The organism is Janthinobacterium aestuarii, assembly GCF_046113285.1.
Lineage (GTDB): Bacteria > Pseudomonadota > Gammaproteobacteria > Burkholderiales > Burkholderiaceae_D > Janthinobacterium.
The window spans coordinates 2035621-2051454 of the sequence record NZ_CP142524.1 but is presented as its reverse complement, the minus strand read 5'-3'; the positions used below and the strand labels follow the sequence as shown (position 1 = coordinate 2051454).

15 protein-coding genes are annotated in these 15834 nt (G+C 63.9%); 9 read left to right on the top strand and 6 right to left on the bottom strand.

Annotated elements, in window-relative coordinates; all coding sequences use genetic code 11:
* Positions 1 to 2: 2 nt before the first annotated feature.
* From OX462_RS09220 to tsaB, 4 genes are read right to left on the bottom strand one after another with little or no spacing between them, the layout of a single operon-like run.
* Complete coding sequence (locus OX462_RS09220) at positions 3 to 929, bottom strand: DUF1853 family protein (RefSeq protein ID WP_409028243.1); 927 nt, start codon at positions 927 to 929, stop codon at positions 3 to 5.
* Positions 922 to 1824, bottom strand: coding sequence for a uracil-DNA glycosylase (locus OX462_RS09215; protein ID WP_409028242.1), 903 nt, complete (start codon positions 1822 to 1824; stop codon positions 922 to 924). Before OX462_RS09215 ends, OX462_RS09220 begins: the two co-directional genes overlap by 8 nt.
* Entirely contained in the window at positions 1821 to 2309 is a 489-nt protein-coding gene (gene rimI, locus OX462_RS09210; RefSeq protein ID WP_409028736.1) for a ribosomal protein S18-alanine N-acetyltransferase, read from the bottom strand. Before rimI ends, OX462_RS09215 begins: the two co-directional genes overlap by 4 nt.
* A complete protein-coding gene (tsaB, locus tag OX462_RS09205) occupies positions 2309 to 3034 on the bottom strand; it encodes a tRNA (adenosine(37)-N6)-threonylcarbamoyltransferase complex dimerization subunit type 1 TsaB (RefSeq protein WP_409028241.1) in 726 nt (241 codons plus the stop codon). Before tsaB ends, rimI begins: the two co-directional genes overlap by 1 nt.
* Before the next feature lie 186 nt (positions 3035 to 3220).
* Between tsaB and dapC the strand changes: the two genes are divergently transcribed.
* The 8 genes from dapC (at position 3221) to OX462_RS09165 (ending at position 12788) form a co-directional block, all read left to right on the top strand.
* Positions 3221 to 4450 (top strand): succinyldiaminopimelate transaminase, encoded by a 1230-nt coding sequence (gene dapC / locus OX462_RS09200; RefSeq protein ID WP_070223996.1) that lies wholly within the window; start codon positions 3221 to 3223, stop codon positions 4448 to 4450.
* A 17-nt stretch (positions 4451 to 4467) separates the two neighbouring features.
* On the top strand, positions 4468 to 5295 hold the full coding sequence (gene dapD, locus OX462_RS09195; RefSeq protein WP_070223998.1) for a 2,3,4,5-tetrahydropyridine-2,6-dicarboxylate N-succinyltransferase: 828 nt from the start codon (positions 4468 to 4470) through the stop codon (positions 5293 to 5295).
* A 231-nt stretch (positions 5296 to 5526) separates the two neighbouring features.
* On the top strand, positions 5527 to 7074 hold the full coding sequence (locus OX462_RS09190) for an FAD-dependent oxidoreductase (protein WP_409028240.1): 1548 nt from the start codon (positions 5527 to 5529) through the stop codon (positions 7072 to 7074).
* Between the two features lie 115 nt (positions 7075 to 7189).
* A complete protein-coding gene (locus tag OX462_RS09185) occupies positions 7190 to 7882 on the top strand; it encodes a hypothetical protein (protein WP_409028239.1) in 693 nt (230 codons plus the stop codon).
* Positions 7883 to 8145: 263 nt separating this feature from the next.
* On the top strand, positions 8146 to 8502 hold the full coding sequence (locus OX462_RS09180) for an ArsC family reductase (RefSeq protein ID WP_070288706.1): 357 nt from the start codon (positions 8146 to 8148) through the stop codon (positions 8500 to 8502).
* A gap of 69 nt (positions 8503 to 8571) precedes the next feature.
* Positions 8572 to 9708 carry a succinyl-diaminopimelate desuccinylase gene (dapE, locus tag OX462_RS09175; RefSeq protein ID WP_409028238.1) on the top strand — a complete coding sequence of 379 codons (1137 nt, stop codon included), beginning with the start codon at positions 8572 to 8574 and terminating at the stop codon, positions 9706 to 9708.
* Positions 9709 to 9764: 56 nt separating this feature from the next.
* A complete protein-coding gene (prmB, locus tag OX462_RS09170; protein WP_070288708.1) occupies positions 9765 to 10655 on the top strand; it encodes a 50S ribosomal protein L3 N(5)-glutamine methyltransferase in 891 nt (296 codons plus the stop codon).
* A gap of 138 nt (positions 10656 to 10793) precedes the next feature.
* Complete coding sequence (locus tag OX462_RS09165) at positions 10794 to 12788, top strand: ATP-binding cassette domain-containing protein (protein ID WP_180279121.1); 1995 nt, start codon at positions 10794 to 10796, stop codon at positions 12786 to 12788.
* A 41-nt stretch (positions 12789 to 12829) separates the two neighbouring features.
* Here the strand turns inward: OX462_RS09165 and OX462_RS09160 are convergent, their stop codons facing one another.
* Positions 12830 to 13330: a chemotaxis protein CheW gene (locus tag OX462_RS09160; protein WP_099410922.1), complete on the bottom strand. Its 501-nt coding sequence runs from the start codon at positions 13328 to 13330 to the stop codon at positions 12830 to 12832.
* A 193-nt stretch (positions 13331 to 13523) separates the two neighbouring features.
* Between OX462_RS09160 and arfB the strand changes: the two genes are divergently transcribed.
* On the top strand, positions 13524 to 13922 hold the full coding sequence (gene arfB / locus OX462_RS09155; RefSeq protein WP_034749850.1) for an alternative ribosome rescue aminoacyl-tRNA hydrolase ArfB: 399 nt from the start codon (positions 13524 to 13526) through the stop codon (positions 13920 to 13922).
* A gap of 3 nt (positions 13923 to 13925) precedes the next feature.
* Here arfB and OX462_RS09150 read toward each other — a convergent pair whose 3' ends face one another.
* The gene (locus OX462_RS09150; protein ID WP_409028237.1) at positions 13926 to 15785 is read right to left on the bottom strand and encodes a flagellar assembly protein A; all 1860 of its coding nucleotides are present in this window, start codon (positions 15783 to 15785) and stop codon (positions 13926 to 13928) included.
* Between the last annotated feature and the right edge of the window lie 49 nt (positions 15786 to 15834).

Here is a 15834-nt window from a genome sequence, read left to right as displayed (position 1 = left end):
CATTACGCAGGTAGCGCACCCGCTATCCGCCGCGCGGCTGCCTGCTGCGTCCAGTCATGCGGCACGACAAAACCGCGTGTGCGCTCCACTTCCCAGCCTTCGATAGTATCCACGGTGGCCACCATCACCGGTTGCGCCAGATCAAACAACTGCGCGCGCAGGGCCTCCACGTCCAGCACGTCCACGTCGCGGCCCTTGAACGGCGCCAGCCATTGCAGGCGCGGCAGCACGACGTAGCGCTGCTCGGGCAGTTGGGCCGGCGTACACCAGAAACCGTGCCCATGTTCCGGGGAAATGCCGTCCATGGCGGGCGTCACGCCTGCCGCATAAAACAGCCAGCCCTTGACCAGCGCCTGCGCCGCGCGCACGGGGTGCGCCAGCAGGGTTTGCGCGGCCGGGTGGCGGGACAGGGCCAGTTGTTTGTCGAGAATCTTGCGCATCTTCAAGCCCAGGGTGTCGGCCAGGTTCGGGCCGATCAAATGGTTGAAGTCGCCGGGATCGGGCGCGCCTTCGAGCAGGTAGAACTTGGTGGCAAATTCCCAGTGCAGCAGGTCATTTCCGTCACGCAACAGGAAATCGAACTCGCCCACCGTGTCGTTGCGGTTGACTTGCACTTGCAAGCCATGCGCGGCCAGCAAGCCGTGTTGCTCAAAATAAAAGGCCAGCAGCTTTTCAGCGTACAGGCCCAAGCGGGAATAGAACTTCAGTCCCAACGCCGCATCGAGCGGCGACGGATCGTCCTGCAGCGCGCCCAGCCACGCGGCCACGGCAGGCGTGACTAGGGGCAAGCTGGCGATGCGCCCGCCCCAGTGGGGGCTGGCAGGATCGAGCAAGTCGGGCGAATCGAGCAGCCAGGCCAGCGCCCGCACGCGGGGGTGCGTCAGATGTCCCCAGCGCTGCTCGAAGCGGACCTGGAATGTATCAACCACCGTGCGTGCTTTTCGCCAGGCACAGGTCGGCCCAGGCACGCGCCTTGGCCTTGCCCGTCTCGTCCTGCAACAGTTGCTCTGGGTGGAAGGTGGCCACGACGGACGCACTGCCCAGCTGGCGCACCTTGCCCCGTACGGGTTTTTCGCCGGGATTGATGCCGGCGGCGGCCATCGAACCGAGGGTGACGATGGTGCGCGGCTGCAGCAGGGCCAGTTCGCGGTCAAAATACGGACGGCAGGCGGCCGACTCGGCCTCGGTGGGCAAGCGTTCCTGGCCCGTCTCGTCAAGCGGACGGCATTTCAGCAGGTGCGTGATGTACACGTCGCGCCCCGCGTCGACGTCGATGGCTTTCAACATATTGTCGAGCAATTTGCCCTGCTCGCCCGGCAAGGCGCGCCCTTCGCGTTCTTCCAGGCGCGAAGGGCTGCTGGCCAGCATCAGCCACGCACCCTGGCGGTCGCCACGGCCCATGACGACGCCCTTGCGCGTCTTGCACAAGTCGCAGCGCGCGCACTTGGCGACGGCCGACGTCAAGCCTTCCCAGTCGAGGGCGGCGATGTCGGCATCGCTCAGCTGTCTGGCAGGCGGCGGCGGGGGCGCATCGTCGAACCAGGCCGTGTCGTCAGGCGCGGTGGCGGGAACTGGCATGGCGGGGACTGGCGTAGCGGCAACAGCGGCGGGCGCTTCGGCCTGCACCTGGGCGACCACCTCGGCAGTCACCTCGGTCACTGCTTCAACGGCTTCCACGGCTTCGGCCACGGGCTCCGCCACGGCGACTTCCGCCTCCACGGCGGCCTCAGCGACGACGTCGACAGCCTCGGGTGCGGCGCCCTGGCGCAAGCGCCACAAGGGGCCGACGCCCATTTCATCGAGAAAAACGGCGCTGCGGCTCATAAGGTATAACGCATCACGATGGCGTCCTCACGTTGCGAGTTGCTGGCCGGATAGTATCCCTTGCGCCGGCCTATCTGTTCAAATCCATAGCGCTGGTAAATATCGAGCGCGCGCGTATTCGACGGGCGCACTTCCAGCAGCATCGATTCCATGCCCAGCTGGCGCGCGCAGGCGCAGGACTGGTTCAGCAGGAAGCGGCCCAGCCCCTGGCCCTGGATGGCACCCTCGACGGCAACGTTGAGCAAGTGCGCCTCGTCGACGACCAGCATCAGCAAGAAATAGCCAAGCAAGGTGCCATCCACGTCGCGCAGCACCCAGGCCGGATAGCCGCTCTTGAGGGAATCGACAAAGTTGCCGTGCGTCCAGGGATGCGGGTAGACGCGCTGTTCCAGCGCCAGCACCTCCAACAGGTCGGCTTCGACCATCGGCTGATAGTCGAGGCGCAGCAAGTCCCAGCCTGCCGCGCTGTCCTTGCCCGTCTCCATCATTGTGCCGACTCCGCAGCGGCCTTGGCGGCCTGCATGTCGAGGCGCTCGGCACTCGTGTAGGCGATCTTGTTGCGCAAGTACAAAGGCTGCGCCTCGGCCGCCGTCACGCACTGGCCGGCCGCAAAGGCGAGGCGCGCCAGCTGCGCCACTTGCACGGCGTGCGGCATGATGGCGGCGTCGGCCGTGGCGGCGCACGGCAACGCGGCCAGCGCTTCGGCATAGGCACCAAAGCCGTTGCCGCAGCCGGTCACGTCGCCTTGCGGCGCCACGCCGGCCGGCGCGCTCAAGGCCGGAGGCAGGACGGCTTGCAAGCCATCTTGATAGTCATATTGCGCCCAGTACACTTCGCCCATGCGGGCGTCGAGCACGGTCACGATGTGCTGTGAGCCATGCTGCTGGTGGCACGCGAGGGCCATGGCGTCGAGCGTGACGACGGGCACGACAGGCAAATTGGCGCCATAGGCCAGACCCTGCGCGATGCCGCAGGCCGTGCGCACGCCCGTAAACGAGCCGGGGCCGGAGCCGTAGGCGATGGCGTCGACGTCGGCCAGGGTCACGCCCGCTTCGGCCAGCAATTCCTGCACCATCGGCAAGATCGACTGGGAATGGGTGCGCACGCCCGACGACGCGCGGGACAGGACGACATCGCCGCGCAACAAGGCGCAGGACGCGAGTTCGGACGATGTTTCAATGGCAAGCAAGGTGGGAAGTAAGGTAGACATAGCGTATTTTACCTTGCCAAGCCCGGGAGCGACATGCCGTGCAGGTCAACAACAGCCCACTTGCACAGCCCGCGCCCGAGGACGGCTATAATAAAAGGCTAAGCTGATTGCTTGACCGGCGTCATTGCGCCATGCCAGGCAATCCATACGCCACACTATCACCCCACTCTTGCCCTGGTCCGCTCCGTGAATCCACTTCTTGCTAAACTGCAACCATATCCATTCGAAAAGCTGCGCCAGCTGTTTGCCGGCGTGACGGTCAATCCCGAGTATGCGCCCATCAGCCTGGGCATGGGCGAACCCAAGCACCCGACGCCAGCCTTCATCGAGCAGGCGCTGGTCGACAATATCCACGGCCTGGCCAGCTATCCGACCACCATCGGTTCGGAAGCCTTGCGCAGCGCGATTGCCGGCTGGCTGGAACGCCGCTACGGCATCCCCAAGCTGAATCCTGCCACGCAAATCCTGCCCGTGAACGGTTCGCGCGAAGCGCTGTTTGCGCTGGCGCAAACGGTGATCGATCCATCGGCCGGTTCGCTCGTGATCAGCCCGAATCCGTTCTACCAGATCTATGAAGGCGCGGCCTACCTGGCCGGCGCCGAACCGTATTTCGTCAATTCCGACCCGGCGCGCAATTTCGGCTGCGACTACGACAGCGTACCGGCCAGCGTGTGGGAAAAGGTCAAGCTGCTGTTCCTGTGCTCGCCCGGCAACCCGACGGGCGCCGTGCTCACCTTGACGGACTGGGAACACCTGTTCGCCCTGTCCGAGCGCTACGACTTCGTCATCGCCGCCGACGAATGCTATTCCGAGATCTACCACGGCGACACGCCTCCGCTGGGCGCGCTGCAGGCGGCGCACATGCTGGGCCTGTCCACCATCGAGCGCCCGTATGCGCGCCTGGTGGTGTTTTCCAGCCTGTCGAAGCGCTCGAACGTGCCGGGCATGCGCTCGGGCTTCGTTGCCGGCGACGCCGAAGTGCTGAAAAAATTCCTGCTCTACCGAACCTACCACGGCGGCGCCATGAGCCCTGCCGTACAGGCGGCCTCCGTCGCGGCCTGGAACGACGAAACCCATGTCGAGGAAAATCGCGCCAAGTACCGCGCCAAGTTCGACGCCATCACGCCGCTGCTGCAATCGGTGATGGACGTGCAATTGCCGGACGCCGGTTTCTACCTGTGGGCCGACGTCAGCCGCACGGGCCTGTCCGACACCGAATTCGCGCAACGCCTGTACGCCGAATATAATGTCACGGTATTGCCTGGCAGCTACCTGGCGCGCGACGCGCACGGCATCAATCCGGGCCGCAACCGCATCCGCATGGCCCTGGTGGCCGAAACGGCCGAAGGGCTGGAAGCGGCGTTGCGCATAGTAAAATTCTGCCAACAGCTTTCCGCATCCGCATCAACCAACTAAATAAACAAGACATCATCATGAGCCAACAACTGCAAACCATCATCGACCAGGCCTGGGAAAACCGCGCCGAGATCAATCCGCGCAACGGCACGGCCGAACTGCGCGACGCCGTCTCCCACGTCATCAATGGCCTGGACAACGGCAGCATCCGCGTGGCGGAAAAAACCTCGGGCGACTGGGTCGTCAACCAGTGGGTCAAGAAAGCCGTGCTGCTGTCGTTCCGCCTGGAAGACAACGTCGTCCTGCCATCGGACGGCACGATGCAGTTCTACGACAAGGTGCCGACCAAGTTCGCCAACTACACGGCCGAAGACTTCGCCAAGGGCGGTTTCCGCGTGGTGCCGCCAGCCGTCGCCCGCCGCGGCAGCTTCATCGCCAAGAACGTCGTGCTGATGCCGTCCTACGTCAACATCGGCGCCTACGTCGATGAAGGCGCCATGGTCGACACCTGGGCCACCGTCGGTTCCTGCGCGCAGATCGGCAAGAACGTCCACCTGTCCGGCGGCGTCGGCATCGGCGGCGTGCTGGAACCGATGCAAGCGAACCCGACCATCATCGAAGACAACTGCTTCATCGGCGCCCGTTCGGAAATCGTCGAAGGCGTGATCGTCGAAGAAAATTCCGTCATCTCGATGGGCGTGTACATCGGCCAGTCGACCAAGATCTACGACCGCGCCACGGGCGAAGTGACCTACGGCCGCGTGCCGGCTGGTTCCGTCGTGGTCTCGGGTAACCTGCCTTCGGAAGATGGCAAGTACTCGCTGTACTGCGCCGTGATCGTCAAGCGCGTGGATGCAAAAACCCGCGCCAAGACCGGCATCAACGAACTCCTGCGCGGCATCTGATGACACCTCTGTAAACCTGCTGCGCGTCGCGGGGCGCGACCGGCGATGCTCACCGTACGCATGTACGGTTGCGCTTCTCGGCCACGCCGCGCATCCGCTCGCTACGGTTTGCAGAGGCGTCGAGACGCACGTAAAAAATCATGTCCTGCCATCCGGCGGGACATTTTCATTTCCGACTAGCAACTTCAATCGTCCCGCTGTCCTCTCCCATCCTGTCCTATACTGGATGGCATGAATACTCCTCCCGTATTGATCGTCGGCGCCGGTCCTACCGGCCTCATGCTTGCCTTGCGCCTCGCGCGCCATGGCGTCGATTGCCGCATCATCGATAAAAACAGCGGCCCCGGGCAGGCGTCGCGGGCCATGGCCGTGCATGCGCGCACCCTGGAGTTTTACCAGCAGCTGGGCTTTGCCGACGAACTGGTGCACCTGGGCATCAAGATCAATGCCATGCACATCCACGAAGGCGGCGAGGAGCTGGTAAAACTGGCGCTGGGCGAGATCGGCGAAGGCCTGAGCCCCTATCCTTTCGTGCTGAGCCTGCCCCAGGACGAGCATGAACGCTTTCTGATCAGCAAGCTGGCGGCGGCCGGCGTGCACGTGGAATGGAATGTCACGCTGGACTTGTGGACGCAGGACGATAGCGAAGTGCAAGCCATCCTGCTCAACAATGGCGAACGACAATATTGTACGTTTGACTATATCTGCGGCTGCGACGGCGCCCGCAGCAAGGTCCGCGAGATCGCCGGCTTTGACTTTTCCGGCGGCACCTACGACCACTTGTACTACGTGGCGGACGCGCAAGTAGCCGGCAAGAATACGGATTTGCACGCCCACCTGGGCGCGAACTCTTTCGCGCTGATGCTGCCCGTGCGCACCAGCGGCATGCAGCGCCTGATCGGCATCCTGCCCGACCGTCCCGACGGCGCGCCCGCGCCCGTCTTCGACGATGTGCGCGGCGACGTGGAAAACCTGCTGGGCATCCACGTCGAACACGTGAACTGGTTTTCCACCTATAAAGTCCATCACCGCGTGGCGGGCCAGTTCCGCGCGCGCCGCTGCTTCATTCTCGGCGACGCCGCCCACTTGCACAGCCCCGTGGGCGGCCAGGGCATGAACACGGGCCTGGGCGATGCCGTCAACCTGGCCTGGAAGCTGGCGCAAAAGCTGCATGGCCAAAGCAACGACGCCCTGCTCGACACCTATGAAAGCGAGCGCATCGTGTTTGCCCGCAAGCTCGTCGCCACCACCGACCGCGCCTTCCAGGCCATCGTCGCGCAGGGCATCGCCGGGCAATTCCTGCGGCGCTGGCTGGTGCCGCACGCGCTGCCCTTCCTGTCCGGCTTCGCGCGGGCGCGCCGCTTGCTGTTCAAGACCGTGTCGCAAATCGAGATCAGCTATGAAGACAGCGCCCTCTCCGCCGGCCATGCGGAATACCTGCGCGGCGGCGACCGCCTGCCCTGGTTCTCGGACGGCACGCAAGACAATTTTATCGCCCTGCGCAGCATGGATTGGCAATTGCACATCTATGGCGAGCCGGCGCCGGAACTGCTCGACGAGGCGCGCGTGCTGAAACTGCCCGTGCATTGCTATACCTATAACGTGGCCGCCAAGCTGGCCGGCCTGGGCCGCGACGCGGCCTACCTCGTGCGCCCCGACGGCCACATCGCGCTGGCCCTGCACCTGCAGGAAAGCGGCGCCCTGCGCGCCCTGGCCTTGCGGCTGGGCCTGCATTTCGGTTCTTCGGAATGTGGGAAGACGACGCCCCGGCCTGTGTAAGAGACAACGCCGCAGGTTTGTGCTGCATCAAGGCAGATAGAGTTAATCTCCTTGCTTTGTTTGCTTTGTTTGACTTGCTATCCTATGCTGAGACTTGCGTTTCAAGGATACGGCCATGTCGAACACACATCGCAACCACTCAACAACTGACCAGCCCGCCTGCGAAGCCGAAGATGCTGAATCGGCATCCCCGCTGGCTGAGCAGCTGGCCGCCACACTGGCTGCCAGCGCCACAGGCTTGCGCTTCAACATTGCGCAAGACACTTTCCAGGAAGCCTATGCATCGCTGCTGGACGCCGTGCCGCGCGACGACCGGCCCGCGCTGCTGGCGCAAATGCGGCACGATCTCGATATCGTGGCCGAGCGGGAGCTGAGCATGGCTTCCGGCAACGATACGCAGACAGGCCACGTCAGCACCCGGCAATTCATGCGCGGCCTGGAAGAACAGGAACGGCATCAGCGTGAAAAAGACGTGGCCTCGCACAGCTTGCTGTCCGGCCCCGAATTGCGCGCCCGGCTGGCAGTCACGCCGCAGGCACTCAGTGCGGCACTGAAAGCCAGACGCCTGTTCGCCTTGCGCGGCGCCTCCGGCGAATATGTTTATCCGGCATTTTTCGCCGATCCCCGCCATGACCGCCACACGCTGGAAAAAATCAGCAAAATTCTCGGTGACTTGCCCGGCGCCGCCAAATGGGACTTTTTTACCGTCCCGCGCCTGTCGCTGGGCGGCAAGTCGCCGCTGCAAGCCTTGGCAAAAGGAAAACTCGACGCTGTGATGGCGGCCGCCCGCGCCTACGCCGACGAATAGCGGCGCAACCGTGGCAACATTGCGCCACGCCCAGGCTGGCGATGGCGTCCGCCACGCCGCTATCCGCGCACCGCGACTTCGGCCAGGTGGCCACGCAACTGGGCATTCGCAGCGCCTGGCCCTGAACCTGCCCGTAACATGCAACCGTGTTGCACTGCCGCATCGACTGCGCATCGACTGTATAATGGCGGCTACCATCGCATTTTGACCTGGCGCAAGCGCCGCGATCAAGCGAACCGCATTCATTCCTCTTGGCCCTACCCATGACGACCATTACACTCTACGGTATCCCCAACTGCGATACCGTCAAAAAGGCCCGCACCTGGCTGGCCGCGCAGCAACTCGATTTCACCTTCCACGACTTCAAGAAGCAGGGCCTGGAACGCGCCACAGTGGAAGCGTGGCTCGGGCAATTGCCGTGGGATGTGCTGGTCAACAAGAAAGGCACGACCTGGCGCGCCCTGTCCGACGAGCGCAAAGCGTCGATCACGGACGCGGCCAGCGCATTGGACCTGATGCTGGAAAACCCGTCCATCATCAAGCGCCCCGTGCTGGACAAGGATGGCCAGTTCAGCGTGGCGTTTTCCGATGCCCAGTACAAGAGCATTTTTTCAGTTTAAACCCGACACCTGCAAAGCTGGGGTCGTACGGGGACGCCGAGTCCCAAGGGTACGCTCCCGCTCCACACCATGACCACCTCCAAAACCCTCGCCCTGACCGAAAAACTGATCGCCCTGTCCTCGGTCACGCCCGACGACAAGGGCTGCCAGCAGCACCTGATCGATATCCTCACGCCGCTGGGCTTCGTCTGCGAAACGATCCAGTCGAACGACGTCACCAATCTGTGGGCGCGCCGTGGCACGACGTCCCCCGTGTTCGTCTTTGCCGGCCATACGGACGTGGTGCCGACCGGCCCCGTCGAGCAATGGCGCTCGGAACCGTTCATTCCCACGCACCGCGACGGCAAGCTGTACGGCCGTGGCGCGGCCGACATGAAGACGTCGATCGCCGCCATGGTGGTGGCTTGTGAGGAATTCATTGCCGCCACGCCGGAGCATACTGGCTCGATCGCCTTTCTGATCACCAGCGACGAGGAAGGCCCGGCCACGGACGGCACCGTCATCGTCTGCGAGCAACTGAAGGCGCGCGGCGAGCAGATCGACTATTGCCTGGTGGGTGAGCCGACCTCGAGCGCGCAGCTGGGCGACATGATCAAGAACGGCCGCCGCGGTTCGCTGTCGGGCCGCCTGACCATCAAGGGCGTGCAAGGCCATATCGCCTACCCGCACCTGGCGAAAAACCCGATCCACGAAGCGGCGCAGGCGCTGGCCGACCTGGTCGAGGAAAAATGGGACGCGGGCAACGAGTATTACCTGCCGACCTCGTGGCAAATGTCCAACATCAACGCGGGCACGGGCGCCAACAACGTGATCCCGGGCGACATGGTGATCGACTTTAACTTCCGCTTTTCCACGGCCAGCACGGCCGAAGGCTTGCAGGAACGGGTCCACGCCATCCTCGACAAGCATGACTTGCAGTACGATTTGCAGTGGACCCTGAGCGGCCTGCCCTTCCTCACGCCGCGCGGCACCTTGAGCGATGCGCTGTCGTCGGCCATCCTCGAAGAAACGGGCCTCACGACGGAGCTGTCGACCACGGGCGGCACCTCGGATGGCCGGTTTATCGCGCAAATCTGCCCCCAAGTGATAGAATTCGGGCCGCCCAATGCCAGTATTCACAAGATCGACGAGCACATCGAACTGCGCCACATCGATCCCCTGAAGAATATTTACCGGCGCACGCTGGAGCATTTGCTGCCCGTCTGAACCAGAATACCGAGGCCCGTCACGGCGGGCCAGAACACCGTCTTTTCGAGAATGCCATGACCCCGAACCCGTTTTCCACGCCACGCGACCTGCTGCGCTACGCCGTTACCCGTTTTAATACCGCCAAGCTGTTTTTCGGCCACGGCAGCGCCGAAGCGTTCGACGAAGCGGCTTATCTGATCCTGCACACCTTGAAGTTGCCGCTCGACAAGCTCGAACCGTTTCTCGACGCCAAGCTGCTGCCGTCGGAAGTGGCCAGCGTGATGACGGTCATCGACCGCCGCAGCATCGACCGCGTGCCAGCCGCCTACATCACCAAGGAAGGCTGGCTGGGCACGTATAACTTCTACGTCGACGAGCGCGTGATCGTGCCCCGCTCCTTCATCGCCGAGCTGATCCCTGAATACTTCTCGCCGTGGGTGGCGGAACCGGAAGCCGTGGAAAACATCCTGGAACTGTGCACCGGTTCGGGCTGCCTATCGATCATGATGGCCGACGCCTTCCCGAACGCCAGCGTCGACGCCGTGGACATTTCCGCCGACGCGCTGGCCGTGGCCAAGCGCAACGTCGACACGTACAAGCTGCAGGACCGCGTGAACCTGATCGAATCGGACCTGTACACGAACGTGCCGGCCAAGAAATATGATTTGATCATCAGCAACCCGCCGTACGTGAATTCCGCGTCGATGGGCGCCCTGCCCCAGGAATACCTGGCCGAACCGCAGATCGCCCTCGACGGCGGCAGCGACGGCATGGACCTGGTGCGCAAGATCATCGCCGGCGCGGCCGAGCGCCTGACGGACGACGGCATCCTGATGATTGAAATCGGCAACGAACGCGCCTACGCGGAAGCGGCCTTCGGCGAGCTGGGCCTGACTTGGCTGACGACAAGCGCCGGCGACGACATGGTATTCCTGCTGACGGCCGAGCAGCTCAAGCTGGTTTGATCGACTTGGCAGGTCGGATTAGCGTAGCGTAATCCGACATGCCTGTGCGGCACCCGTCGGATTACGCCCTTCGGGCTAATCCGACCTACACGATGTTTTTACGGCGAGGGGTAAAGCCCAGCCTTTACAAAGAAAAAAATGATACGTTTCCTACAAGTAAGCCTGATGCGCGGCATCAAACCGTTGCTCGAACAAGTCGATGTCACCCTCAATCCGGGCGACAAGATCGGCCTGATCGGCGCCAATGGCGCGGGCAAATCGAGCCTGTTCGCCATGATGCGCGGCGAATTGCACCCTGACCAGGGCGAGATCGATTTTCCGGCCAAATGGCGCGTGGCTTACGTGGCGCAGGAAACGCCGCCGCTGGACCGTGCCGCGCTCGATTACGCCATCGACGGCGACGTGACCTTGCGCAAGCTGGAAGCGGAACTGGCGCGCCTGGAATCGGAACCGGCCACGTCGGAAAACGGCATCGCCATCGGCGAGATCTACAGCGCCATGGCCGATGCCGACGCGTATACCGTGCAGTCGCGCGGCGAGCAGTTGCTGCTGGGCCTGGGCTTTACCCTGGACCAGATGCAGCAGCCTGTCGCCAGTTTCTCCGGCGGCTGGCGCATGCGTCTGAACCTGGCGCAAGCGCTGATGTGCCCGTCCGACCTGCTGCTGCTCGATGAACCGACCAACCACTTGGACCTGGACGCCATCATCTGGCTGGAAGACTGGCTCAAGCGCTACGCCGGCACCTTGCTGATCATTTCCCATGACCGCGACTTCCTCGATGAAGTGGTCAACGTCGTCGTGCATATCGACGAGCGCAAGCTGAAACGCTATTCGGGCAACTATTCGAGCTTCGAGCGTCAGCGCGCAGCGCAGATGATCCTGGCCGCCGGCGCGCTGGAAAAGCAGCAGCGCAAGCGTGCCCATCTGGAATCGTTCGTGAACCGCTTCAAGGCGCAAGCCTCGAAAGCCCGCCAGGCGCAAAGCCGCATGAAGGCGCTGGCGAAGATGGAAGAACTGGCGCCGCTGCGCGCCGCCGCCGAATTCTCGTTCGAATTCCGCGAGCCTTTGAGCGCCCCGAACCCGCTGCTGGTGATGGAAGACGTCGATGCGGGCTACAAGATTGAAAACGAAGCGACGGGCGAGATCACGCACAAGACCATCGTCAACGGCATCAAGTTTTCGCTGCAGATCGGCCAGCGTATCGGCCTCCTGGGCCAGAACGGCGCCGGCAAATCGACGCTGATCAAGACCATCGCTGGCGAACTGATGCCATTGACGGGCGACGCCACCATGGGCAAGGGCCTCAACATCGGCTACTTCGCCCAGCACCAGGTGGAAATGCTGCGCCACGACGAATCGCCGCTGTGGCATCTGGCGAAGATCGCCCCGACCGTGCGCGAGCAGGAACTGCGCAACTTCCTGGGCGGCTTCAACTTCCCCGGCAACATGGTCACCGCGTCGATCGCGCCGTTCTCGGGCGGCGAAAAAGCCCGCCTGGCGCTGGCCCTGATCGTCTGGCAGCGTCCGAACCTGCTGCTGCTCGATGAACCGACCAACCACCTGGACCTGGAAACGCGCGAAGCGCTGACGGAAGCGCTGGCCCAGTTCGAAGGCACGCTGGTCGTCGTATCCCATGATCGCCATTTGCTGCGCGCCACCACCGATGAATTCATCATTGTGGCCGATGGCAAGCTGCAGCCGTTCGACGGCGACCTGGACGACTACAAGGATTGGCTGTTCAAGACCAAGCTGGGCAAGGGTACCGATGTGCTGCCGGCCGCCGGCAAGGCCAACAAGACCGACTTCCCGGTAACGTCGTCCGTCCCTGCGCCGGCAGCCGCCCCTGCCGCGCCCGTGCGCGACAAGCGCCAGGAAGCGGAAGACCGCCAGAAGGCGGCCGCCCTGCGCAAGCCGATCGAAAACAAGATCAAGCGCCAGGAAGAGCAAATCGCCAAGCGCAACGCGCAAAAGGCGGAAACGGAAGAAAAGCTGGGCGAGCCGACCATCTACGACGCCGCCAACAAGGCCAAGCTGAAACAGTTGCTGGCCGACCAGACCTTCTTCACCAAGGACCTGGCGCAGCTGGAAGCGGAATGGCTCGAACTGCAGGATCAGCTGGAAAAACTCGGTTAATCAAGCAGCGACAAAAGACGACCTCCGGGTCGTCTTTTTTTTTAGGCCACCTGCATGGGACCGGGGCTGCGGATCGCCATCAGGCGGTCGATGTCGACGAGGATCAATCGGCGCCCCGCCACCGTGCCCAGGCCCAGCAGGTAATCGGCTTCCGCCTCGCCCAGGCCGGGCACGGCGGCGATGTCGGCGGGCGCCAGGCTGACGATATCGGTGACGCCGTCGACCACCATGCCCATCACGCCATTACTCAGCTGCAGGATGATCACGTCAGTGGCCGGGTCTGGCGCGCCGTGGGCGCTGCCGAACGCGGCGCGCATATCGACGATGGGGATGATCACGCCGCGCGAGACGGCCACGCTGTGCAGCACTTCCCCTTCCGAAGAAAAACGGTCGAGCTCCTTGAGGGCACGCAATTCCCGCACGCAGCGGTAATCGAGGCCGTATTCCAGGCCGCCCAGCCGAAAGCTCAAGTACTGCGTCAGGGATTGCGCGGTGCCGCGTTCCGCCGTCGCTGCGGCGCCAGGCGTGGTCGTGGGCTGCATGGTGTTCCTTTCATCCGGTAAGCGCTGCCAGGATGCGCAGTGGCGCAACGTTGGCCCATGCTAACCAGCATCCCCGCCTCCAGCGTTGAGAAACATCAACTTTCCCGGAAGACATCATCGACTGGCCGCCTGCCCTTGCGCCGGCGCAGCCATCTTCCCTTACAATACCTACATCACTCCCTACAGGCAGGCCATGCAACACCTCGTCAACCCCGCTGAAGTTGAATTTTCCGCCATCCGTGCCCAGGGCCCGGGCGGGCAGAACGTCAACAAGGTGTCCAGCGCCATCCATCTGCGCTTCCCCATCGCCGCCTCGTCGCTGCCGGAAGCGTACAAGGAACGGCTGCTGGCCCTGCGCGACAGCCGCATCAGCAAGGATGGCGTGCTGGTGCTCAAGGCGCAGCAGTCGCGCAGCCAGGAGCAGAACAAGGAAGAAGCCTTGCGCCGGCTGCAGGAAATCATCGACAGCGTCACGTTCCTGCCCGCCGTACGGCGCGCCACCAAGCCCACACGCAGCTCGCAGCGGCGCCGCCTCGACAGCAAGAGCACGCACAGCGTGCTGAAACAGTCGCGCGGCAAGGTCACGGATTAAACGCTAGGGCGGCGGCGCATACGTCCACTCCAGGCTGCCCGTGCTGTCCGCGAACACGGCTTGCGTGGCCGGCGTGGCGCTGCGCAGCAAGGCCTTGATTTCTTTCGGCGGCCGGTCGTAGACCTTGGCCGGCCCGGGCGGCACGACCAGGGCGCGCACCGTCGTTTCTCCATCGACCAGGCCCAGGCTGCAGCGCGACTGGCCAGCCGTCGCCTGCCGCTTCTGGCGCAGCTGCGCCACCAGGGCCAGCATCTGCGCCTGCAGGATTTCCGACTGCTTGACTTCCACGCGCAGCCGCGCCACCTCTTTCAGGACGGGAGCGATGCGCGCGGCCAGCTTGTCGTATTGCAGCTGTTGCGCCGGCTGCAGCTGCAATTCGCCGCGCCGCAGCTGGCCCGCCAGGGTCAGGTAGTTGCGCACTTCCGGCAACTGCGCGATGGCATCAATTTCCTGCTGGCGCTTGTGCTGCACCTGCTGGTACTGCGCGGCCTTGGCCAGACTCTCGGCGATCTGTTGCTCCAGGGCGCTCAAATCGGGCACGAGGGGAAATAGCAGCATTTCCACCTGCTTGCGCGGGCCGGCGCTGCCGATGCGGATGGTGCGCGCCGCCACGGCGCAGCCTTCGGCCAGCTCGATGACGACCTCGTCGGCGATGATCTCGCAATTGCTGGCGCTGTCGATCACCACGCGCGTGCCGGCGATGACACAGCTTTCGGCGCGCTTCACATGCACTTCGCCGCTGAGCGCCTGCAGCACGGAACCGGAAGCGACGCCCTCGACGCGCACGTCGCCGTGTTCATTGAACGCCGTGCCGCCCACCAGGTTGCGCTGCAACAAGATCAGTCCGCCATGCGAGTGCAAATGGCCATACACGTCGCCATGGATGGTGATGTCGCTGCCGTCGAGCTGACGCTGCTCCTGCACGTCGCCATATTCCTCGTAGGCGGCGCGCAGCTTCAGATTGCCCGTGGTGCGGCTGCTGACGCCTTCGCGGCTGACGATCTTGTTCTCGATGGACATCTTGCCGCCCTCATCGACATTCACGTAACCAGCCTGGGTGGCCACGACGAAATCACCATCGCTGAAATGTTCGACCGCCGTCCCCGGCCCCGCCACTGTGGCCAGGTCCAGCGCCAGCGGCGCGGGCGGCGGCAGGGCTTTGCCGGCCAGGTCATAGCCGGGCAAGCCGGGCGCACCTGGCAGCAGACGCAGCAGGCGCGCGTGTTTTTTGACTTGCGGAAAGCGGTTCTTGAAGCTGAGCAAATCGAGGCGGCCATCGGAGCGTTCGCGCGGCGCATCGTCGCGGTGGATGCCTTGCGACACCTCGACCAGTTGGGCGTCGCGCCCCGGCTGCGGCGGCAGCACCCGCGCCACCGTGATGCGCTCGGCCTTGCCGCTGGCGAGAATGGCGCGCACGGCCACACTATCGATGCCGTAGTGCACACCCTTGCACCACAGGTCAGCCACCAGCTCGTCAAACTCGCGGCGCACAGGCACCTGGCCATCGGCGTCAGGAAGCAATGCTTCAAAGTAAAACTCGGCGCTGTCGCCGTGGATCTTGACCTGTTTATACAGGGCGCGGCGCTGGGGTGAAAATGGCGCCACGCGCACGGCGATGCGCAGCAAGGCGTCACCCTTGGGCGCGGCGCGGGGCGTGGGGGCATGGAACAGGGTCAGCAGGAACAAACCGTAATCGAGGCCAGCCAGCAACTGCCCCGACTGGAACAGCTGGTCGACGGCGGCGCGCAGCTGCGCCGGCGCCAGCGACAGGTCAAGGAACACGCCCCCGTCGCGCTGGAGCAGGCCGTACGGCAGGCCGCCTGCGGGGGCCGCATCAGGAACGGGTGTGTCGTCGTCGCTCACCACTTGCCTCCCCCTGCAACACATTCAGAGAATTGTCTCAGTGCACTAG